Below are 19,819 nucleotides of genomic sequence, written 5' to 3'. Positions count from 1 at the left end.
GTCAAGGGCGGTGAAGGATTCTGTGGAGGTGGCCATGATAGATTGGCAACGGGTGGTCGAATTGCGCTCAGAGATTGGGCCGGAAGGATTCGACGAAGTGCTTGAGCTGTTTCTGGATGAGGTCGAGGGCGTTGTCATGCGCCTCGGGCAACGTCGCGAAAAGCTCGAAGATGAGCTGCATTTCCTGAAGGGATCGGCGTGGAACCTCGGGTTCGCGGCCTTCGGGGCGATGTGTCAGGATGGCGAACGCAAGGCGGTCGCCGGGCGCTCGGACGAGATCGATGTCCCGGCGATCCTCGATTGTTACGGCAAGTCGAAGGAGATTTTCCTCGGCAAGCTCGATGAGGTCTTCGCCGCCGCCTGATCAGATCAGGAATTCGGCGAGCGCCTCATCCTCGGTGATGTCGCGGTAGGTGAACCCCGCCGCGTCGAGCTGGTCGGTGAGGCGCGTGAAGCTCGCCGCCTGTTTCGTCTCGATCCCGATCAGGACCGAGCCGAAGTTGCGGGCGGATTTCTTGAGATATTCGAACCGGGCGATATCGTCGTCCGGTCCGAGCATTTGCAGAAACTCGCGCAGCGCGCCGGGGCGCTGGGGCATCCGCAGGATGAAATATTTCTTCAGGCCGGAGTAGCGCTGCGCGCGTTCCTTGACCTCGGGCAGGCGCTCGAAATCGAAATTGCCCCCCGAAGTGACACAGACCACGGTCTTGCCGCGGATCGTCTCGGCGAGCTCGGGCAGCACGTCGATCGAGAGCGCGCCGGCGGGTTCGAGCACGATCCCCTCGACGTTGAGCATCTCGAGCATGGTCACGCAGATCCGGTCTTCGGGGGCGCGCAGGATCATCTCGGGCGTGACCCAATCGAGCGCGCGGAACGGCGTCGCGCCGATACGCGCAACCGCGGCGCCGTCGACGAAACTATTGATATGTTTGAGCGTTACCGGCTCGCGCGCGGCGACGGCGGCGGTGAGGCTCGCGCCGCCCAAGGGCTCGACGAAGCGGAACACGGCCCCCGGGGCGGTGGCGCGCAGATAGCCGGTGACGCCCGCCGCGAGGCCGCCGCCGCCGACCGGCAGGATCACCAGATCGGGCGCGCGGGTGAGCTGATCGAGGATCTCGACGCCGACCGAGGCCTGGCCCTCGATCACATCGGGGTCGTCGAAGGGCGCGAGGAAATAGGCGCCCACTTCGGCGCAATAGGCCTGCGAGGCGGCGAGCGTCTGGTCGAAATAATCGCCCGTCAGCACCACCTCGATCGCATCGCCGCCGAAGGTCTTGGTCTTGTCGATCTTTTGCTGGGGCGTGGTGACCGGCATGAAGATCGTGCCTTTCACGCCGAAATGGCGGCAGGCGAAGGCCACGCCCTGCGCATGGTTGCCCGCGCTCGCGCAGACGAAATGCGCCGCCCCCGGCTCGCGCTCGCGCAGCTTGCGCATCGCGGTGAAGGCGCCGCGGATCTTGTAGCTGCGCACCGGCGTCAGATCCTCGCGCTTGAGCCAGATATCGGCGTCGAAGCGCTTGGAAAGATGGTCGTTGCGCTGCAACGGCGTGGCCGGAAAGAGGCTGCGCAGGGCGCGCGCGGCGGCGAGGGCTTCGAGGGCGAATTGGGTCATGGCGCAGCTTTGGCGCCGAACGGGACGCCGCGCAAGGGGGCGCGGCTTGTATCGGGCACAATTGAGCCGCGCAAACCGCGCCGGAGCCCTTGAGAAACAGGTGAAAACGTCCTATCCCCCCCGCTGAATGTGCATCAGCCGGAGGCAACCCATGTCCGCTCCCAAGAAAGTCGTGCTCGCCTATTCGGGTGGCCTCGACACCTCGATCATCCTGAAATGGCTGCAGACCGAATACGGCTGCGAGGTGGTCACCTTCACCGCCGACCTCGGTCAGGGCGAGGAGCTGGAGCCGGCGCGCGCCAAGGCCGAACTGCTGGGCATCAAGCCCGAGAACATCCATATCGTCGACCTGCGCGAAGAATTCGTGCGCGATTTCGTCTTCCCGATGTTCCGCGCCAATGCGGTCTATGAGGGGCTCTACCTGCTCGGCACCTCGATCGCGCGGCCGCTGATCTCGAAATATCTCGTCGAGATCGCCCAAGCCTCGGGTGCCGATGCGGTGGCCCATGGTGCGACCGGCAAAGGCAACGACCAGGTCCGCTTCGAGCTGGGCGTGGCCGCCCTCGACCCCGCGATCAAGGTGATCGCGCCCTGGCGGCTCTGGGATCTGACCTCGCGCACCAAGCTGATCGAATTCGCCGAGCTGAACCAGATCCCGATCGCCAAGAACAAGCGCGGCGAGGCGCCGTTCTCGGTCGATGCGAACCTGCTGCACACCTCCTCCGAGGGCACGGTTCTGGAAAACCCGGCCGAAGAGGCGCCCGATTACGTCGCCCAGCGCATCGTTGCGGTCGAGGATGCGCCCGATGAGGCAGAGTTCATCGAAGTGACCTTCGAGAAGGGCGATGCGGTCGCGATCAACGGCGAGGCGATGTCGCCCGCGACGATCCTGACGAAGCTCAACGAGCTCGGCGGCAAACACGGCATCGGGCTTCTCGATTTCGTCGAAAACCGCTTTGTCGGCATGAAATCGCGTGGCGTCTACGAGACCCCCGGCGGCACGATCCTGCTCGAAGCCCACCGTGGCATCGAACAGATCACCCTCGACAGCGGCGCGGGCCACCTGAAGGATTCGATCATGCCGCGCTATGCGGAACTGGTCTACAACGGCTTCTGGTTCTCGCCCGAGCGCGAGGCGCTGCAGGCGCTGATCGACAAGACCCAGGAATATGTCTCGGGCACCGTGCGGCTCAAGCTCTACAAGGGCGTGGCGCGGACCGTGGCGCGCTGGTCGGATTATTCGCTCTATTCCGAGAAGCACGTCACCTTCGAGGAAGACGCGGGCGCCTATGATCAACGCGATGCGGCCGGGTTCATCCACCTGAACGCGCTGCGCCTGAAGCTGATCGCGACCCGCAACGCGCGCGTGAAGAAATGAGCGTCCGGGCCGCCATTGTCACCGTCTCCGACCGCGCCAGCCGCGGCGAATATGAGGATAAGGGCGGCCCCGGCTGCGAAGACTGGCTGCGCGGCGTGGTGACCACGCCGCTCCTCCTCACCCGGCACATCATCCCCGATGGCCGCGACAGCGTCGCCCGAATGCTGCGCCAGCTGGTCGCGGAACAGGCCGCGCTGATCCTCGTCACCGGCGGCACCGGCCCCGCCCCGCGCGATGAAACCCCCGAAGGCGTCGCCGATGTGATCGAGAAGGAACTCGCCGGTTTCGGCGAGGAAATGCGCCGCGCCTCGCTCCTCGAGGTGCCTACCGCGATCCTCTCACGCCAGACCGCCGGCATCGCCGGCCAGAGCCTGATCATCACGCTCCCCGGCAAACCCTCCGCCATCGCGACCTGCCTCAACGCGGTCTTCGCGGCCGTGCCCTATTGCCTCGATCTGATCGGCGCAGGCTTCATCGACACCGATCCTGCCAAGATCGCGGCCTTCCGCCCGAAGGCGAAATAACCCTTTCATCTTGCCTCAAATATCCCGGGGTGCGGGGCAGAGCCCCGCTCCGCCCCCTCAGCCGATCCAGCCCGCGAGATTGTCCCCCACCAGATCCATCAGCGCCGCGATATGCAGATCGTCGTCGTTGAGACAGGGGATATAGGTGAAGCTCTCCCCCCCCGCATGCTCGAACGCCTCGCGGATCTCGCCGTTGATCTCCTCCAGTGTCTCGATGCAATCCGCCGAAAACGCCGGCGAAATCACCGCGATATTCTTCTTGCCGGCCTTCGCGAGCTCGGCGACATGCTCGACCGTGTAGGGCTTGAGCCATTCCTCGCGCCCAAAGACCGATTGGAACGTCGTGTCGATATCGCCCTTCTCCCAGCCCAGCCGCTCCCGCAACAGCCGCGAGGTCTTCTGACACTGACAATGGTAGGGGTCGCCCTCCATCAGATAGCGCTTGGGCATGCCGTGATACGAGGCCACAAGCACATCGGGCCGCCGCGGCAGCGTCGCATAGACCCGCTCGACAGACGCAGCCAGCGCCTCGATATAGCTCGGCCGGTCGAAATACTCCGGCGCAATCCGCACCGCGGGCTGGCGCTTTTGCTTCATCAGCGCGCGGAAGAACTGATCATTCGCCGTGGCCGAAGTCGCGCCCGCATATTGCGGATAAAGCGGCACGAACAGGATCTTCTCGCAGCCCGCCTGCACCATCCGATCGACCACCGACTCGGTCGAGGGGTTGCCGTAACGCATGCAGAAATCGACCATCACCTCGGCGCCATAGCGCGCCGCCACCGCCGCGCGGAGCTTGGCGACCTGCTGCTTGGTGATCGTCATCAGCGGGCTCTCATTCGCCTCATTGTTCCAGATCGAGCGGTAGTTCTTGCCCGAGGTGAAGGGCCGCTTGCTCAGGATGATCAACTGCAACAGCGGCTGCCATTTCCACGCCGGAAAATCGATCACCCGCTTATCCGAGAGAAATTCGTTCAGATAGCGCCGCATCGACCAGTAATCGGTGGCGTCCGGCGTGCCGAGATTGGCCACCAGAAGCCCGATCTTGGCCGCCTTCACGGGCGGATGGTCGGCGGGGGCATGGGCAAGGCGCGGGTTTGCGGTCATTTTCTTGTCCTTTTTTCGGAACCATCCCCGACTTATCGCGTTTTCGCGGTGCGTCAATGCATCCCTTTCAAAACGAAGAGACTGACACAGCCAGATATGCCCCTGTTCACCGAGCCGCTCCTCGCCCCGCCGCCGCCCCTCGATATCGCCCGCGATGCGCTGTTTCTCGATTTCGATGGCACCCTCGTCGAGATCGCCCCGCGCCCCGATGCGATCACGCTGCCACCCGGCCTTGCCGCCCGGCTCGCGGCGCTGGAAGGCGCCCTCGGAGGGGCTTTTGCGCTGGTTTCGGGTCGAAATCTTGCGGAACTGGTGCGCTATCTCGACGGCTTCGGCGGGCTGATCATCGGCGGTCACGGCGCCGAGGCGCGCGGGCTTTCGGGCGCCGATACGCCGCCCCCGGAGGCTCTGGCGGCGCTGCAATCGCGCATGTCGGCCTTCGCGCGGGCAGAACGGCTGCTTTACGAGCCCAAAGCCCATGGCGCGGCGCTGCATTACCGCAGCCGGCCCGACTTCGGCCCCGAAGTTGAGGCCTTCATTCAGTCTCTACTCCAGCAGTTTTCGGGTTTTTCGGTGCAGCCCGCGAAGATGGCCTATGAGCTGCGCCCGGCCTCTGCGTCGAAAGATCGCGCCCTCGCCCGGCTTTGGGATCTGCCCCGCTTTGCCGGGCGCAGGCCGGTGTTTCTGGGCGATGACACGACCGATGAGCCCGCCATCGCCTGGGCCGCGGCGCAGGGGGGCTATGGCGTCAAGGTCGGCCCGGGGGAGACGGCGGCGCGCTATCGGCTGGCGGACCCGGCGGCGGTGCTTTCCTGGCTCGAGGGGGGCGCGTGATGGGCCGACTCATCTGTCTTTCCAACCGCATCCCGCTCGGCCCCACGCCCTCGGGCGGGCTCGTCGTGGCGCTCGGCGATGCGCTGACCGAACGCGGTGGCATCTGGATCGGAACCTCTGGAAACGTCTCTGATACGCCGGAACAGAGCCTGAAAGAGATCGAGGGCGGGCCCTTCCGGCGGCTCTGTTTCGACCTCAGCCCCGAGGAACAGGCGAATTATTACCACGGCTATGCCAATTCGGTGCTCTGGCCGCTGTTTCACGGGCGGACCGATCTGCTCGATATCCGTGGCGAGTATCTGGCGACCTACAAGGAGACGAACCGGCGCCTCGCGAAGCTGCTTTTGGCCATGTTAGAGCCTGATGACAGGATCTGGGTGCATGATTTTCACCTTCTGCCGCTGGCCTATGATCTGCGCCAGCTCGGGGCGAAGAACCGGATGGGGTTCTTCCTGCACACGCCCTTCCCGACGCCGCTCGCGCTCCAGGCGCTGCCCAATGGCGCCGAGCTCTGTCAGTGGCTCGCGGCCTATGAGCTGGTCGGGTTGCAGGCCGAGCGCGATGTGAAGAACTGCACCGATGCGATGGTCGAGATCGGCGGCGCGAGCGAGCTTTCCGGCGGGTTCGTGCATCTCGCCCCGCGCCAGCCCCGGATCGCCGCCTTCCCGATCGCGATCGACGCGCGCGACTTCGCCGAGCTCGCCGCGGCGGAGATCGATAAGCTGCCCGCCGGGATCCGCAAGGCCGAGCGGCGGCTGATGGTCGGCGTCGACCGGCTCGATTACACCAAGGGCGTGCCGCAACGGTTCCGCGCTTTTGGCGAGTTTCTGGCCCGTCAGGAGGATTGGCACCGGCATGTCTCGCTGATCCAGATCTCGCCCCCGACCCGTGAGGGGGTGGCCGCTTATGACTCGATTCGGGCTGAAACAGAGTCTCTTTCGGGCCCTATCAACGGCACTTATGCCGATATCACCTGGGCGCCGATCCGGTTCATCAACCGGCCCGTGCCGCGCGAGATGTTGGCGGGGCTTTACCGGGCGGCGGATATCGGGCTCGTGACGCCGCTGATGGATGGGATGAACCTGGTTGCGAAGGAATATGTCGCAGCCCAGGACCCCGCGAACCCGGGCGTGCTGATCCTGAGCCAGTTTGCCGGCGCCGCCGAGCAGATGGGCGAGGCCTTGATCGTGAACCCTCATGACCCCGAGCAGATGGCGGGAGCGATGTTGACCGCGCTGACCATGCCGCTGGCCGAGCGACGCCGGCGGCATGAGGCGCTGATGACCACGCTTTCGCGGCGCGACGTGCATTGGTGGTCGCGCGGGTTTCTCACCGCTTTGGGCTGAGACAGGGTCTATTTCGGCGCTTTATCGCCCGACGGCAGCTCGCAGGTGTTGAGCGCATCCGCCAGCCTTTGCATCGCGGAACCGGGGCGGAGCGGCTTTTGCTGGCTCTCATGCGGCTTCCAGCCGGTCAACCAAACCATGTCGAAACTGGCCCGAACCCGGCCATCGGGCTCGGAAAACGCCTGGGCATAGCGGCGCATCGCTTCTGTGATCACAGCGCGGGGGGTGAAATTACGCCGGCGCGCGGCGAGCGCATTCGCCTCGCCCATCGCGCGCAGATCAGCCAGCAGCCGCAGCGGATCGGCATAGGTCACCTTGCGCAAGACGCTATCGGCCACCGGCAGCGCGAGCCCCCCGCGTTGCAACAGCGCGCCGAGGTCGCGGATCTCGCCCATCGGCAGAACCCGCGGGCTGAGCCCGCCAGTCACCGCGGCCTCCGCCTCGGCCAGCGCCGCGCGCAGCTCGGAGAGCGTCTGGCCGCCGAACATCACCGCGAGAAAAAGCCCGTCGGGGCGCAGCGCGCGCGCGCATTGCACGATCTGCCCGACCGGGTCATTGGCCCAATGCAGGCACATCGCATGGACCACGAGATCATGCGCGCCGGGGGTAAGATCGAGCAGCTCGTCATCGGCGACGATCTTCGCCCCGGGCAGGATTTTCTGCCACGGGCCGGGGAAATTCGTCACGATCGCCGGGTCTGTAAACGTTCTGTTAACCTCGTTCAGCCTTTCCTCAAGCTCGACGGCCGCGTCCTCGTGCAAAAACAGCGCGGGGTCGGCGGCGGCTCGGGAACGGTTGCGCAGGAGCGCGGCTCGGTCGGTGAGTTGGGGCGGAGTGGTCATGATGGGGCTGGACATTACGGCGGTTCGCGAGGGGATGCTAGCGGGGATCCGGCTGGCTTCAACGGCGGCGATGCAGACCGTGTTTCCGCCGCGCTGTATCGCCTGTGGCGAGCGGGTCGAGGGCGAGTTCGGGCTTTGCGGGGCGTGCTGGGGCGAGACGAGCTTCATACTCGGGCTCGCCTGCGATTGCTGCGGGGCGCCGCTGCCGGGGGAGGAGGCGGAGCAGGTTCTGTGCGATGAGTGCCTGCGCGCGCCCCGCGCGTGGGAGCGGGGGCGGGCGGCCATGGTCTATTCCGGCACCGGGCGGCGGCTGGTCCTGGCGTTCAAACATGGCGATCGGCTGGATCTGACGCGGCCGCTTTCGGGCTGGATGCACCGCGCCGCCGGGCCGATCCTCGAGCCAGGGATGATCGTCGCGCCGGTGCCTCTGCATCGGCTGCGGCTCTTGAAGCGGCGCTATAACCAATCGGCGCTGCTGGCCAAGGCGGTGGCGCGGCAGGCGGGGCTCGACTGTCTGCCCGATCTTTTCGAGCGCACCCGCGCCACGCCCCCGCAAGAGGGGCTGAGCGCCGCCGCGCGGGCCGAAAACCTCGCCGGCGCCATCGCTCTGCGGCCGAAATACCGCGCGCAGATCGCGGGGCGGGCGGTCCTGATCGTCGATGATGTGCTGACTACCGGCGCCACGCTCACCGCCACGGCAGAGGCCGCGCGCGAGGCCGGGGCGCAAAAAGTCGTGGTGCTGACACTGGCGCGCGTTGCGAAAGAGCCCTAAATCCTCCTATCCTGACAGGGTAAAGAGGACATCATGAAACGCGTCGAGATCTACACCACCCGCACCTGCCCCTATTGCATCGCCGCCAAGGACCTGCTCGCGCGCAAGGGCGTCGCCTTCGAGGAGACCGATGTCGGCGCGGATCCGGCGCTGCGCGTCGCGATGATGGAGCGCGCGGGCGGGCGACGCACGGTGCCGCAGATCTTCATCGGCGGGCAGCATGTCGGCGGCTGTGACGATATCCACGCGCTCGACGCGGCGGGCAAACTCGACCCGATGCTGGCCGATTGATGAAGGCCGCGCTCGTCCAGCTTTCGGTTTCCGATGATCCGGCGGCCAACCTGCCGGTGACGGTGGGCTTCGTGCGCGAGGCGGCCGCGGCGGGCGCGGGCATTGTGCTGACGCCGGAATGCACGAACATGCTCTCCTCGGACCGGGCGCTGCAGCAGGCTCTGTTGCGGCCCGAAGAGGCGGATGAGACCCTGGCCGCTCTGCGCGCCGAGGCGGCGGCGGCGCGGGTCTGGCTGCTGATCGGCTCGCTCGGGATCAAGACGGGCGATGCCGATGGGCGGTTTGCCAACCGCTCCTTCCTGATCGCGCCCGATGGCGCCATCGCCGCGCGCTATGACAAGATCCACATGTTCGACGTCGATGTCTCGCCGACCGAGCGCTACCGCGAATCGGAGGGCTACCGGCCCGGCACGCGGGCGGTGGTGGCGGATGCGGGCTTTGCGCGGCTCGGGATGGCGATCTGTTACGATCTGCGCTTCCCGCAGCTTTTCCGCCGCCTCTCGCACGGCGGGGCGGAGATCCTGACCCTGCCCGCGGCCTTCAATGACACCACGGGTGCCGCGCATTGGGAGAGCCTGATCCGCGCGCGGGCGATCGAGAACACCTGTTTCGTGCTGGCGCCGGCGCAATGCGGCACCCATGCCGCGCATGGCGGCAAGCCGCGCAAGACCTGGGGGCATAGCCTCGCCGTGGCGCCCTGGGGCGAGGTTCTGGCCGATGGCGGCACCGAGCCGGGGGTGACGCTCGTCGATCTGGACCTTGCGCGCGTCGCCCAGGCCCGCGCCCGCGTGCCCTCGATCACCCATGACCGCGCCTTCGAGGGCCCATGAGCGACGGATCGGACCCGCTTGCCGCGACCCTCTTCGCCGAGGTCTTCATGGTCGACCAGCTCGCGCGCAACCTTGTGAGCCGGGCTCTGCCGAAGGGCATGGAGATCTCGCATTTCTCGGTGCTCAACCATCTCGCCCATATCGGCGAGGAGCGCACGCCCGCCCAGCTCGCCGCGACCTTCCACGTCACCCGCGGCGCGATGACCAACACGCTCTCGAAGCTCGAATGGGCCGGGCATATCCATATCCGCCCCGACTGGGACGATGCGCGGCGCAAATTCGTCTCGATCTCGCCCGCCGGGCGTCAGGCGCGTGATGCGGCGCTGGCGGCGTTCATGCCGGTGATCGCGGATGTGGTGCGCGCGCTCGGGCCCGAGAAGGTGCGCGCGACGCTGCCGATCCTGCGCGAATTGCGCGCGCATCTCGAGACAGACTGAGAGCCCGGTGGTGAGCGCCGGGGGCGCCGCCCCCGGACCCCCGGCGTATTTTCACCAAGAAGAAGCAGCCGTTTCTTCTTGGCCCAAATACGCCCGCCGGAGGCTTAAGTCAAAAGACCCCGCCGAGCGAACGGCGGGGCAAGGTCGCACCTATGGGCGGACCACGGGTGCTGGCGGTAACGGTAACGGAGAGATCGGGGGCCCGTCAGTTCGGGCGCCCCTCCATTTCGGCGCGGATCTGTTGGCGCAGCAGGTCGATGGGCACCAGTTTGCCCTCGCGCTTGAAGTGCCAATAGGTCCAGCCGTTGCACGAGGGCGCGCCTTCGAGATGTGCGCCCACTTGGTGGATGGAGCCTTTCACGTCATTTCCGACGAGCGTGCCATCGGCGCGAACCTTTGCTTTGAAACGGTTGCCGATGGAAAAGAGCTCCTCGCCCGGGCGCAGCATGCCGCGCTCGACGAGCTGGCCGAAGGGAACGCGCGGTTCTGCGCGCTTCGAGCCGGTGATTTCGAGAGCTTCGCGATCGAATTTGCGAATTTTCTCGAGGCGCTTTTGCGCCGCGAGGCGATAGGCCTCCTCGCGCTCGATGCCGATATATTCACGGCCGAGCATCTTGGCGACCGCACCCGTGGTGCCGGTGCCGAAGAACGGGTCGAGCACCACGTCGCCGGGGTTGGTGGTGCCGAGAATGATGCGATGCAAGAGCGCTTCGGGCTTTTGCGTCGGGTGGGCCTTGTCGCCCTGGTCGTCCTTGAGGCGCTCATTGCCGGTGCAGATCGGGATCACCCAATCCGAGCGCATCTGCACGCCTTCGTTGAGCGCCTTCAGCGCCTCATAGTTGAAGGTGTATTTCGCACCCTCCCCCTTCGAGGCCCAGATCAGCGTCTCATGGGCGTTGGTCAGCCGCTTGCCGCGGAAATTCGGCATCGGGTTCGATTTGCGCCAGACCACGTCGTTGAGGATCCAGTAGCCCTGGTTTTGCAGCTCGGCGCCGAGGCGGAAGACGTTGTGATAGGAGCCGATCACCCAGATCGCGCCATTGGGCTTGAGCAGCCGCCGCGCGGCGGCGAGCCAGTCGCGGGTGAACTGGTCATAGGCCGAGAAGGAGGAGAACTGGTCCCAGGCGTCGTCGACGGCATCGACCTTGGAGTTATCCGGCCGGTGCAGATCGCCGCGGAGCTGCAGGTTGTAGGGCGGATCGGCGAAGATCAGATCCACGCTCGCCTCGGGCAAGCTGTTCATGATCTCGATACAATCGCCCGGAAGGATCTGGTTGAGCGGGAGCGCCGCCTGCCCCGCAGTCGTTTTGGTTTTTGTCATCTCTGCCTCGTTGGTCCCGGTCTGCTCGGGTGTCGACTTGTGCCGATCTATGGGGTCAAAGATGAGTCAAACCGGATTCGCCGTCAAATTCTTTTTTGAATCAAGGGGTTACAGTTTTTGCTTGGCACAAGATGTTGTGCACGGGCCGGAAGGAACGCCTATGAACGGGGGTAACCCCCAAATCTAGGAGCGCGCTCAGATGGTCTTTTGTCGGGTAGCCCGCGTTTTTCTCCCAGCCGTAGCCGGGGTATTGTTGCGCCAAATCCACCATGAGGCGATCGCGCGCCTCTTTCGCCAGGATCGAGGCCGCCGCGATCGAGACGGAGCGCGCGTCGCCCTTCACCAGGGCCTCGGCCGAGAGGCCGAGATCGCGCGGCAGGCGGTTGCCATCGACGAGCACATGCCCGGGCGCGCGCGCGAGCCCCGCCACCGCGCGGCACATCGCCAGATGGCTCGCCTGCAAGATATTGAGCGCGTCGATTTCCTCGACGCTCGCATGGGCGATGCAATAATCGGCGCTCGCCACGATCTCCTCGAAGAGCTCGGCGCGGCGCCGCGCACTCAGCTTCTTCGAATCATTGAGCCCCTCGGGGATCCGCGCCGGGTCGAGCACCACCGCCGCCGCCGTCACCGGGCCACACAGCGGGCCGCGGCCAACCTCATCGACCCCCGCGACGCGCGCAAATCCGCGCGCCTGCGCGGCCAGTTCAAAGGAATAATCGGGTTTGTCTGCCATGCGCTTTCCTGCCGCGCCGCGCTCGGGCGCGCAACGAAAAAGCGCGCGGGGGACGGAGCCCCGCGCGCCCTCACGACCCCGCCCCCCTCAGCGACGCAGGAAATAGGGGTCGTGGATATCGCGCCGGCCATCGCGGTCGGCGCGCTCATGGCCCCAGTCGCGGCGGTCGCGGTCACGATAGCCGTCGCGGCCCCCGTCACGACGCGGGTCGCAGCCCGCGCCATAGCGCTCGGTCCGGCGGCCATGGCGGTCAGTCTCGATGCGAATCACGCAGGTCTCGCGGTGCCGGTCGCGATAGACCGGCCCGCCCCAGGCGGGCTCGCGGCGCGGCGGCTCGACCCGGCGGGGCGGCGCGGAATGGCTGTCGCCCCCCGCGATCGCGGCAAGCGCGCCGAGGCCCAGAACGAGGCCCAGCGCGGTGCGGTCATCGCGGTCGAGCGCGGCGGCGGGGCTGGCGGCGAGCGGGCTGAGCGCGAGCGCCCCCACCAGCGCGGCGGCGGTCAGACGCGGGAAGGGAAAACGGATCATCGGGGACCTCCTTGGGCATGGCCCGGTTGCGATGCCCCGACCCTCGGCCCGCGCCCCCCGGCCGCGCAATATCAGCCCCCTGTTATCCGATAGCAGCCCGCCAAGGGCCTTTGGTTCTTGCATAACATCGCCCCGCGGCGCAGCTTGGGCGCATGATGAAACCGCTCGCCCTTGCTCTTGCGCTCCTGGCCGCAGCCCCCGCTCAGGCCGCCTGCTACGCCGATTACAAGGCCAAGCAGGACAGCCCGCTCAGGCTGCATTATGGCGTGGCCGAGCTCCCCGACGCGGCCTGTTCGCCACAGGCGGCCGCCCGCGCATTGGGCCCGCGGCTGGCGCGCGATGGCTGGACCTTGCTCACCATCCTGTCCATTTTCGGCCCCGAGGGTTTGGAGCAGAGAAAAGCCAGTGCCGGGCCGTATTTCCTTCGTTACTGAGAGCCTGCGGCGGGGCAACCGCGCGGTGCTCTGGGGGGTTGTCGCGATCGCGGCGATCCTCGCGCTGGCGGCGGCGGGGCTGTTCGTGGCGCTGCCCGACGCCGGCGCCTTCAACGCGCGCGTCGAGCAGATCTTCGTGGCCAACAACGCGCTGACCGGCGCGACCGAGATCCGGCTTCTCGAGGTGCTCGCGCAATCGGGCACGGCCTTTGCCGAGGTGCTCTCCTCCTACCGGGTGATCATCTTCATCCTGCTGCTCTTCGCGACCGCGCTGATGGTGGCGGCGCTGGTGCTCTTGGTCACGCTGATCGGCATGAACCGGCGGATGAGCGAGATCCACCGCGCCGGGATCGAGGTGCAGAGCCTGCGGATCCTGCGCGGCGAGAACGCGGTCTTGCTCAACGACATGGCCTTCACCCTCACCCCCGCCGCGATCGAGACCCTCGCGGTGCTCGCCGAGGCGCGGATGGATGACGAGATCCTCTCGGGCGCCGAGATCGAGGCGGTGATCTCGGGGCGCGCGGCGGCGGACTGCGACGAGGCGGCGGGCGCGACGCGCATCAAGCGGCTGCGCGACGGCCTTGGCAACCAGCTCGTCGCCGAGCTTCTGGTGCGCAACATTTCACGCAAGGGTTACACTTTGGCGGTTAGCAAGGAGGCGATCCGCGTCGACTGACCCCATTTTCCTTGCAGCGCTTGGGGGTTGGCCCTATATCGCGGCTTCGTTTTGCCGCCTCGGGGGGAGCTCATGATTCCGACGCCCTACTACCTGATCGACGAAGCCAGCCTTCTCGAAAACATGCGCAAGATCGAGCGGCTCTGCACGCTCTCGGGCGCGAAGGCTCTGCTTGCGCTCAAATGTTTCGCGACCTGGGGCGCGTTCGACACGATGCGGCCCTATATGGCGGGCACCACCTCGAGCTCGCTCTTCGAGCTGCGGCTGGGGCGCGAGAAATTCGGCAAGGAGACCCACGCCTATTCGGTCGCCTGGTCGGACGCCGAGATCGACGAGGCGATTTCCTACGCCGACAAGATCATCTTCAACTCGCTCGGCCAGCTCGACCGCTTTGGCGAGAAAGCCGCGCATATCGAGATGGGCCTGCGGCTCAACCCGCGCTTCTCGACCTCGGGCTTCGATCTGGCCGACCCGGCGCGGCCGTTCTCGCGGCTGGGCGAATGGGATCTGGCGCGCCTCGAGGCGGCGCTGCCGCGGATCTCGGGGGTGATGATCCATTACAACTGCGAGAATCGCGATTTCGATCTGTTCAGCGAACAGCTCACCCGGATCGAGACCGAATTCGGCGATTTCCTGAAGAAGCTGAAATGGGTCTCGCTCGGCGGCGGCATCCATTTCACCGGCGAGGGCTATCCGATCGAGGCGCTGGCGGCGCGGCTGAAGGCGTTCTCCGAGGCGCTCGGCGTGCAGGTCTATCTCGAGCCCGGCGAGGCCTCGATCACCCGGACCGCAAGCCTCGAGGTCTCGGTGCTCGACATCATCGACAACGGCAAGAAGGTCGCGATCGTCGACAGCTCGATCGAGGCGCATATGCTCGATCTGCTGATCTACCGCGAGACCGCGAAGCTGCCGCAAGAGGGCGATTTCGAGTATCAGATCGCGGGCAAGACCTGTCTGGCGGGCGATATCTTCGGCGATGCGCGCTTTGCGGCGCCGCTCGCCGTGGGCGACCGCGTGTCGATCGCCGATGCGGCGGGCTATACGATGGTCAAGAAGAACTGGTTCAACGGCGTCAACATGCCCTCGATCGCGATCCGTCGCGCCGATGGCAACGGCACCGTCGAGCTCGTGCGCGAATTTACCTATGAGGATTACCTGTCCTCCCTGTCGTGAGGTTTCGGCCTCTTTCCCGGGCCTGAACAGCCCCCTTCCCCTGTCCTGTGATCGAAGGAGACAGCAGAAGTGAAACGAAACGTGCTCATCATCGGTGCCGGTGGCGTCGCTCAGGTCGTGGCGCATAAATGCGCGCAAAACAACGACATTCTGGGCGAGCTGCATATCGCCTCGCGGACCCGCGCGAAATGCGATGCGATCATCGAGGGCGTTGTGGCGAAGGGCGCGATGAAGGTGCCGGGCACGTTTTCGAGCCATGCGGTCGATGCGATGGACAGCGCCGCGGTGGCCGCGCTGATCCGCGACACGGGCGCCGAGATCGTGATCAACGTGGGCTCGTCCTTCGTCAACATGACCGTGCTCGATGCCTGTCTCGAGACGGGCGCGGCCTATATCGACACCGCGATCCATGAAGACCCGAAGAAGATCTGCGAGGCGCCGCCGTGGTATGGCAACTACGAGTGGAAGAAGCGCGATCTGTGCGCGGCGAAGGGCGTCACCGCGATCCTCGGCGCGGGGTTCGACCCGGGCGTGGTGAACGCCTATGCGCGATTCGCGGCCGATCAGATGGATGAGGTCACCTCGATCGACATCGTCGATATCAACGCGGGCTCGCACGGGCGCTATTTCGCGACGAATTTCGACCCGGAGATCAACTTCCGCGAATTCACCGGCACGGTTTATTCCTGGCAGAACGGCGGCTGGCAGGAGAACGCGATGTTCGAGGTCGGCCAGGATTGGGATCTGCCGGTGGTGGGCACCTGCCGGGCCTATCTCTCGGGCCATGACGAGGTGCATTCGCTCGCCGCGAATTACCCCAAGGCCGATGTGCGGTTCTGGATGGGCTTTGGCGCGCATTACATCAACGTCTTCACCGTGCTGAAGAACCTCGGGCTCCTGTCGGAGCAGCCGGTGAAGACCGCCGAGGGGCTCGAGGTGGTGCCGCTGAAGGTGGTGAAGGCGGTTCTGCCCGATCCGGCCTCGCTCGCGCCGGATTATACCGGCAAGACCTGCATCGGCGATGTGGTGAAGGGCGTGAAGGACGGCAAGCCGGTCGAGCTGTTCGTCTACAACGTCGCCGATCACAAGGAGGCCTATGAGGAGGTCGGCTCGCAGGGCATCTCCTATACCGCGGGCGTGCCGGTGGTGGCGGCGGCGATGCTGGTGGCCTCGGGCGAATGGGATGCGAAGACGATGAAGAACGTCGAGGAGCTCGATCCCAAGCCTTTCCTGACCATCCTCGACCGGATCGGCCTGCCGACGCGGGTGCAGATCGGCGGCCTCGGCGGCGAGGACCGCGCCTGGAACGCCTAAGCAAAAGGCCCGCTCCGGCGGGCCTTTTCTTTGCGGGGGCGAGGCAGGCCGCGACCTTTCAAACCGGCTGCGAAGGCGACGTGACGCAGGGGGAATGCCCAGAAACCGGGCGCGGCGCGCGCGCGGCCCGAGATCGGCGCGGCAGCGGCCTTGCCTACGCGTCATCTGTTCGTTTAGCAACCTCCTGACCCTATTCACCGGAGCCCGAGTGCATGACGCCCACCTGCCTACCAGCCTCACATTGACGGGTTGCGGACCTTCGCGGTTCTCGCCGTTCTCTGGGCGCATTTTTGCATCCCCGGCCTGCCCGGCGGGTTCCTCGGCGTCGACGTCTTCTTCGTCATCAGCGGCTTTCTCATCACCCGGCTGATCCTGAGCGAGAAGGATCGCACCGGGCGGTTCAGCTACAGCCGCTTCTACCTGCGCCGTCTGCGCCGGTTGATGCCCGCCGCGCTCGCCACCGTTGCGGCCTCGCTGGTGCTTTTCTATCCGGTTCTCGGCGCCAAGGATCTGGTCAGCTTCCTGCGCTCGGTGCCGTTCTCGATCGCGCCGCTCGCGAATATCAACCTCTACCGCGAGATCGGCTATTTCGACACCGCGGCGCAGATGAAACCGCTGCTGCATTTCTGGTCGCTCGCCGTCGAGGAACAGTTCTATTTCTTCTGGCCGACGGTCCTGCTGGCGGTCTATCGCTGGCCGCGGCTGCTCCATTCGATCGCCTTGATCGTGTTGCTGGTGAGCCTCGCCATCGCGCAGATCTGGCTCTCGAGCGACCCGAGCGCGGCCTATTATCTGCTGCCCTCGCGCGCCTTCGAGCTGATGATCGGGGCCTCGCTGGCGCTCGCCTTTCACCTCGAGGGGGCGCGCCGCCGGATCCTTGCGACGCGCGCGGCGCCGTGGATCGCGGCGGGCGGGATGGCGGCGATCTTGCTCAGCTATGCGCTGATCGACGAGCATATGCCGCTGCCCGGGGTGCTGAGCCTCGGCGCGTGCCTCGGCACGGCCGCGGTCATCGCCTTTGGCGACAAAGGGCCGGTCGGGCGGGTGCTGATGGCGCGCCCGGTGGTCTGGATCGGGCTGATCAGCTATTCGCTCTATCTCGTTCACTGGCCGATCTACGTCTATGTCCGCTATCGGCTTCCCGATCCGCCCTCGGTGCCGTTGAGCATTGCCCTCGTCGGGGTCTCGATCGCGGTGGCCGCGCTCAGCTATGCGCTGATCGAAAAACCCCTCCGGCACCCGGCGCCGGCGGGCAAGCGTTGGGGAAACCTGCCCTTTCTGGCGGGGACGCTGGTGGCCGCCGGTGTTCTGATCGGCCCGACGGTTGCCTACAAAGTCCTGCCGGGCACCCGCACGCCGGCCTATCTCGCCGAGCTTTCCCGGCCGGACGTTGCGGTGCGCTCCGAGACCTTCCGCTATGCCCCCGAGGCGGCCGGAAAGCCGCTGAACGTCACCCGCTTCACCCCCGCAAGCCCGGGCCCGGTGAAGGTTCTCGTGATCGGCGACAGCCACGCCGGGCATCTCAGCTTCGGGCTTCGGGATCTGCTCGCGCCGCTGGGGGTTCGGGTCGATCTGGCCAACCTGACCAGTTGCCCGCCGCTTTTTGGCGTCACGGTCCAGGATGACACGAATACCGAGGCAAGGGCGCGGTGCAGCGCCACGAACCCGAGCCTGCGTGCGCTCGCGACCAGCGGCGATTATGATGTGGTCATGCTGGCGTCGCGCTGGGCGCTGGCGAGCGGCGAGACCGCAGTGGGCGCGCAGCGGCTGCGCCATGCCAACTATGTGCGGATCGGTGAGACGCAGCCCGCGCTCTCGATGGCCGGGTCGCGCGCGGTGCTCGACGAGGCCTTGGCCGATACGGTTCAGCAGATCCGGCAAGCCGGGGCGCGCGTCGTCCTGCTCGGGCAGGTGCCGCCGACGGGGAACGATCTGACGCAGTGCCAGGCGCTGTTTCCCTGGGCACGCGAGAACATCCCCCCGAGCAGCCGCTGCGCCCCGCTCTCCGCCGCGGCGATCCATGAACGGCTCGCCTATCCCGACACGCGCCTGGCAAAGGCGGCCAACGGCGAGGATGTGCTGTTCATCGGCTCCGAGAGGTTCTTCTGCGACGACGCAACCTGCCGCATCCGAACCCCGGGCACCGACGAGATGATCTACAACGATTCCGACCATCTGACGAAAGCGGGCAGCGTGTTTTACCTCGATGCGCTGATCCGTCAGTGCGGCCTTGTCGACTTCCTGAAGCGGGCGCGCGACTGACGTCCGCCCGGCCAGCGGGAGGGTGGTGACCCCGACAGGATTTGAACCTGTAACCTGCCCCTTAGGAGGGGGCTGCTCTATCCAGTTGAGCCACGGGGCCACTGCCCCCTTATTGCGGGCAAGGCGCTGTCGCGCAAGGTGGCGCGAGAAAAACCCGTCAACGCAGCAAAAAGGGGAGCGGCCCGCTTGCCGCTCCCCCTCATTGATCCCAGGCCCATGATCGGAGTCTACACATAGTCTGGTCTGCGGCTTTGGAGTTTTCGGAGTCTATTTCCTCCGCCGTTATCGCTAACATAGCGCTTGCCAGATCCTTGCGCAAGAGAAATATTTGGGTCAAAGCAAAGAGAGCTCCAAAGAAAGGCCATCATCGTGCCCCGTCCTCCTGTGGATCCCCGCCGACCGCTGACGCTCCGCGACGTATCGGAGGCCTCCGGGGTCTCGGAAATGACGGTGAGCCGGGTGCTGCGAAACCGTGGCGATGTTTCGGAGGCGACCCGCGAGAAGGTGCTCGAGGCGGCCAAGGCGCTCGGCTATGTGCCCAACAAGATCGCGGGGGCGCTCGCCTCGCAGCGCGTAAATCTTGTGGGGATCGTCATCCCCTCGCTCTCCAACCTGGTGTTCCCCGAGGTGCTTTCGGGGATCTCGGAGGAGCTCGAGGACACCGGGTTGCAGCCGGTCGTGGGGGTCACGAACTACTCCCCCGACAAGGAGGAGGCGGTGCTTTACGAGATGCTGTCGTGGCGGCCCTCGGGGGTGATCATCGCCGGGCTCGAACATACCGAGGCCGCGCGGGCGATGCTGGAAAACGCCGGTGTGCCGGTTGTCGAGATCATGGATGTCGATGGCGCGGGGGTTGATTCGGTCGTGGGCATCTCGCATCGGCGCGCGGGGCGGCACATGGCCGAGGCGATCGTGGCGGCGGGTTATCGGCGGATCGGCTTTCTCGGCACGAAGATGCCCGAGGACCACCGGGCGCGCAAACGCCTCGAGGGGTTCGAGGAGGGGCTGGCGGCGGCGGGGCTCGCGCTGGCCGACAGCGAGTTCTATCAGGGCGGTTCTGCGCTCCTGAAGGGGCGCGAGATGACCGAGGCGATTCTCAAGCGCACCCCCGATCTCGATTTCCTCTATTATTCCAACGATATGATCGGCGCGGGCGGGCTCTTGTGGTGCCTGGAGAACGGCTATGACGTGCCGGGTAAGCTGGGTCTGGCGGGGTTCAACGGGGTCGATCTGCTCGACGGGCTGCCGCGCAAGCTCGCAACGATGGATGCCTGCCGGCGCGAGATCGGGCGCAAGGCGGCCGAGATCGTGGCCGGGCGGCCCCATAGCGGGGCGATCGGCGGCGAGGTGATCGAGCTCGAGCCGGTGATCGAATTCGGCGACACGATCCGCAAGCTCTGAG

At 66.2% G+C, this 19,819-nt stretch carries 21 protein-coding genes and 1 tRNA gene; 15 read left to right on the top strand and 7 right to left on the bottom strand.

Annotated elements, in window-relative coordinates; genetic code table 11:
* The first annotated feature begins 34 nt into the window (after positions 1 to 34).
* Positions 35 to 364, top strand: a complete 330-nt coding sequence (locus LPB142_RS01585) for an Hpt domain-containing protein (RefSeq protein ID WP_068766529.1) — start codon at positions 35 to 37, stop codon at positions 362 to 364.
* Here the strand turns inward: LPB142_RS01585 and ilvA are convergent, their stop codons facing one another.
* Entirely contained in the window at positions 365 to 1,612 is a 1,248-nt protein-coding gene (gene ilvA, locus LPB142_RS01580; protein ID WP_068766364.1) for a threonine ammonia-lyase IlvA, read from the bottom strand.
* A 151-nt stretch (positions 1,613 to 1,763) separates the two neighbouring features.
* On the opposite strand from ilvA, the gene LPB142_RS01575 reads away from it, so the two are divergent.
* Positions 1,764 to 2,990, top strand: a complete 1,227-nt coding sequence (locus LPB142_RS01575; protein WP_071165297.1) for an argininosuccinate synthase — start codon at positions 1,764 to 1,766, stop codon at positions 2,988 to 2,990.
* Entirely contained in the window at positions 2,987 to 3,514 is a 528-nt protein-coding gene (gene mog / locus LPB142_RS01570) for a molybdopterin adenylyltransferase (RefSeq protein WP_068766366.1), read from the top strand. The genes LPB142_RS01575 and mog overlap by 4 nt, the downstream gene beginning before the upstream one ends.
* Positions 3,515 to 3,571: 57 nt before the next feature.
* Here the strand turns inward: mog and hemH are convergent, their stop codons facing one another.
* Complete coding sequence (gene hemH / locus LPB142_RS01565; protein WP_083392568.1) at positions 3,572 to 4,621, bottom strand: ferrochelatase; 1,050 nt, start codon at positions 4,619 to 4,621, stop codon at positions 3,572 to 3,574.
* 96 nt (positions 4,622 to 4,717) lie between these two features.
* Here hemH and otsB point away from each other — a divergent pair, with 96 nt between their 5' ends.
* Together otsB and LPB142_RS01555 are read left to right on the top strand one after the other, a co-directional pair.
* Entirely contained in the window at positions 4,718 to 5,455 is a 738-nt protein-coding gene (gene otsB / locus LPB142_RS01560) for a trehalose-phosphatase (RefSeq protein ID WP_071165296.1), read from the top strand.
* The gene (locus LPB142_RS01555) at positions 5,455 to 6,801 is read left to right on the top strand and encodes an alpha,alpha-trehalose-phosphate synthase (UDP-forming) (protein ID WP_071165295.1); all 1,347 of its coding nucleotides are present in this window, start codon (positions 5,455 to 5,457) and stop codon (positions 6,799 to 6,801) included. Before otsB ends, LPB142_RS01555 begins: the two co-directional genes overlap by 1 nt.
* A gap of 8 nt (positions 6,802 to 6,809) precedes the next feature.
* On the opposite strand, the gene LPB142_RS01550 is transcribed toward LPB142_RS01555, so the two are convergent.
* Positions 6,810 to 7,643 carry a methyltransferase domain-containing protein gene (locus LPB142_RS01550; protein WP_071165294.1) on the bottom strand — a complete coding sequence of 278 codons (834 nt, stop codon included), beginning with the start codon at positions 7,641 to 7,643 and terminating at the stop codon, positions 6,810 to 6,812.
* A 34-nt stretch (positions 7,644 to 7,677) separates the two neighbouring features.
* On the opposite strand from LPB142_RS01550, the gene LPB142_RS01545 reads away from it, so the two are divergent.
* The 4 genes from LPB142_RS01545 to LPB142_RS01530 are packed head-to-tail and all read left to right on the top strand — an operon-like array spanning position 7,678 to position 9,973.
* Positions 7,678 to 8,415: a ComF family protein gene (locus tag LPB142_RS01545; RefSeq protein WP_071167082.1), complete on the top strand. Its 738-nt coding sequence runs from the start codon at positions 7,678 to 7,680 to the stop codon at positions 8,413 to 8,415.
* Positions 8,416 to 8,448: 33 nt separating this feature from the next.
* Positions 8,449 to 8,706, top strand: coding sequence for a glutaredoxin 3 (gene grxC / locus LPB142_RS01540; RefSeq protein WP_068766370.1), 258 nt, complete (start codon positions 8,449 to 8,451; stop codon positions 8,704 to 8,706).
* Entirely contained in the window at positions 8,706 to 9,536 is an 831-nt protein-coding gene (locus tag LPB142_RS01535) for a carbon-nitrogen hydrolase family protein (protein ID WP_071165293.1), read from the top strand. Before grxC ends, LPB142_RS01535 begins: the two co-directional genes overlap by 1 nt.
* On the top strand, positions 9,533 to 9,973 hold the full coding sequence (locus LPB142_RS01530; protein ID WP_071165292.1) for a MarR family winged helix-turn-helix transcriptional regulator: 441 nt from the start codon (positions 9,533 to 9,535) through the stop codon (positions 9,971 to 9,973). Before LPB142_RS01535 ends, LPB142_RS01530 begins: the two co-directional genes overlap by 4 nt.
* A 205-nt stretch (positions 9,974 to 10,178) precedes the next feature.
* Here LPB142_RS01530 and LPB142_RS01525 read toward each other — a convergent pair whose 3' ends face one another.
* The 3 genes from LPB142_RS01525 to LPB142_RS01515 all read right to left on the bottom strand — a co-directional run bounded on the left by LPB142_RS01525 (position 10,179) and on the right by LPB142_RS01515 (position 12,558).
* Entirely contained in the window at positions 10,179 to 11,294 is a 1,116-nt protein-coding gene (locus tag LPB142_RS01525; protein WP_071165291.1) for a site-specific DNA-methyltransferase, read from the bottom strand.
* 100 nt (positions 11,295 to 11,394) lie between these two features.
* Entirely contained in the window at positions 11,395 to 12,030 is a 636-nt protein-coding gene (locus tag LPB142_RS01520; protein WP_068766374.1) for a ribonuclease HII, read from the bottom strand.
* An 87-nt stretch (positions 12,031 to 12,117) separates the two neighbouring features.
* The gene (locus tag LPB142_RS01515; protein WP_068766375.1) at positions 12,118 to 12,558 is read right to left on the bottom strand and encodes a hypothetical protein; all 441 of its coding nucleotides are present in this window, start codon (positions 12,556 to 12,558) and stop codon (positions 12,118 to 12,120) included.
* A 152-nt stretch (positions 12,559 to 12,710) separates the two neighbouring features.
* Between LPB142_RS01515 and LPB142_RS01510 the strand changes: the two genes are divergently transcribed.
* The 5 genes from LPB142_RS01510 (at position 12,711) to LPB142_RS01490 (ending at position 18,417) form a co-directional block, all read left to right on the top strand.
* A complete protein-coding gene (locus LPB142_RS01510) occupies positions 12,711 to 12,992 on the top strand; it encodes a hypothetical protein (protein WP_394328603.1) in 282 nt (93 codons plus the stop codon).
* A complete protein-coding gene (locus tag LPB142_RS01505; RefSeq protein WP_083392567.1) occupies positions 12,964 to 13,668 on the top strand; it encodes a winged helix-turn-helix domain-containing protein in 705 nt (234 codons plus the stop codon). Before LPB142_RS01510 ends, LPB142_RS01505 begins: the two co-directional genes overlap by 29 nt.
* 72 nt (positions 13,669 to 13,740) lie before the next feature.
* On the top strand, positions 13,741 to 14,841 hold the full coding sequence (locus tag LPB142_RS01500; RefSeq protein WP_071165290.1) for a carboxynorspermidine decarboxylase: 1,101 nt from the start codon (positions 13,741 to 13,743) through the stop codon (positions 14,839 to 14,841).
* 69 nt (positions 14,842 to 14,910) lie between these two features.
* Entirely contained in the window at positions 14,911 to 16,155 is a 1,245-nt protein-coding gene (locus LPB142_RS01495) for a saccharopine dehydrogenase family protein (RefSeq protein ID WP_068766378.1), read from the top strand.
* Between the two features lie 249 nt (positions 16,156 to 16,404).
* Positions 16,405 to 18,417, top strand: a complete 2,013-nt coding sequence (locus tag LPB142_RS01490; RefSeq protein WP_071165289.1) for an acyltransferase family protein — start codon at positions 16,405 to 16,407, stop codon at positions 18,415 to 18,417.
* A 23-nt stretch (positions 18,418 to 18,440) separates the two neighbouring features.
* On the opposite strand, the gene LPB142_RS01485 is transcribed toward LPB142_RS01490, so the two are convergent.
* Positions 18,441 to 18,517, bottom strand: a tRNA-Arg gene (locus tag LPB142_RS01485).
* A 344-nt stretch (positions 18,518 to 18,861) separates the two neighbouring features.
* Here LPB142_RS01485 and LPB142_RS01480 point away from each other — a divergent pair.
* A complete protein-coding gene (locus tag LPB142_RS01480; RefSeq protein ID WP_071165288.1) occupies positions 18,862 to 19,818 on the top strand; it encodes a LacI family DNA-binding transcriptional regulator in 957 nt (318 codons plus the stop codon).
* The last annotated feature ends 1 nt before the right edge of the window (position 19,819 follow it).

Source organism: Rhodobacter xanthinilyticus, from assembly GCF_001856665.1.
In the GTDB taxonomy this organism is placed as follows: domain Bacteria; phylum Pseudomonadota; class Alphaproteobacteria; order Rhodobacterales; family Rhodobacteraceae; genus Rhodobacter; species Rhodobacter xanthinilyticus.
This window is presented reverse-complemented; position numbering and strand designations above follow the sequence as displayed.

What these genes read in the sequence shown, in the direction of transcription:
- LPB142_RS01585 (WP_068766529.1), top strand. Translation starts at nt 35, where the DNA reads ATGATAGATTGGCAACGGGTGGTCGAATTGCGCTCAGAGATTGGGCCG.
- ilvA (WP_068766364.1), bottom strand. Translation starts at nt 1,612, where the DNA reads ATGACCCAATTCGCCCTCGAAGCCCTCGCCGCCGCGCGCGCCCTGCGC.
- LPB142_RS01575 (WP_071165297.1), top strand. Translation starts at nt 1,764, where the DNA reads ATGTCCGCTCCCAAGAAAGTCGTGCTCGCCTATTCGGGTGGCCTCGAC.
- mog (WP_068766366.1), top strand. Translation starts at nt 2,987, where the DNA reads ATGAGCGTCCGGGCCGCCATTGTCACCGTCTCCGACCGCGCCAGCCGC.
- hemH (WP_083392568.1), bottom strand. Translation starts at nt 4,621, where the DNA reads ATGACCGCAAACCCGCGCCTTGCCCATGCCCCCGCCGACCATCCGCCC.
- otsB (WP_071165296.1), top strand. Translation starts at nt 4,718, where the DNA reads ATGCCCCTGTTCACCGAGCCGCTCCTCGCCCCGCCGCCGCCCCTCGAT.
- LPB142_RS01555 (WP_071165295.1), top strand. Translation starts at nt 5,455, where the DNA reads ATGGGCCGACTCATCTGTCTTTCCAACCGCATCCCGCTCGGCCCCACG.
- LPB142_RS01550 (WP_071165294.1), bottom strand. Translation starts at nt 7,643, where the DNA reads ATGACCACTCCGCCCCAACTCACCGACCGAGCCGCGCTCCTGCGCAAC.
- LPB142_RS01545 (WP_071167082.1), top strand. Translation starts at nt 7,678, where the DNA reads ATGCTAGCGGGGATCCGGCTGGCTTCAACGGCGGCGATGCAGACCGTG.
- grxC (WP_068766370.1), top strand. Translation starts at nt 8,449, where the DNA reads ATGAAACGCGTCGAGATCTACACCACCCGCACCTGCCCCTATTGCATC.
- LPB142_RS01535 (WP_071165293.1), top strand. Translation starts at nt 8,706, where the DNA reads ATGAAGGCCGCGCTCGTCCAGCTTTCGGTTTCCGATGATCCGGCGGCC.
- LPB142_RS01530 (WP_071165292.1), top strand. Translation starts at nt 9,533, where the DNA reads ATGAGCGACGGATCGGACCCGCTTGCCGCGACCCTCTTCGCCGAGGTC.
- LPB142_RS01525 (WP_071165291.1), bottom strand. Translation starts at nt 11,294, where the DNA reads ATGACAAAAACCAAAACGACTGCGGGGCAGGCGGCGCTCCCGCTCAAC.
- LPB142_RS01520 (WP_068766374.1), bottom strand. Translation starts at nt 12,030, where the DNA reads ATGGCAGACAAACCCGATTATTCCTTTGAACTGGCCGCGCAGGCGCGC.
- LPB142_RS01515 (WP_068766375.1), bottom strand. Translation starts at nt 12,558, where the DNA reads ATGATCCGTTTTCCCTTCCCGCGTCTGACCGCCGCCGCGCTGGTGGGG.
- LPB142_RS01510 (WP_394328603.1), top strand. Translation starts at nt 12,711, where the DNA reads ATGATGAAACCGCTCGCCCTTGCTCTTGCGCTCCTGGCCGCAGCCCCC.
- LPB142_RS01500 (WP_071165290.1), top strand. Translation starts at nt 13,741, where the DNA reads ATGATTCCGACGCCCTACTACCTGATCGACGAAGCCAGCCTTCTCGAA.
- LPB142_RS01480 (WP_071165288.1), top strand. Translation starts at nt 18,862, where the DNA reads ATGACGGTGAGCCGGGTGCTGCGAAACCGTGGCGATGTTTCGGAGGCG.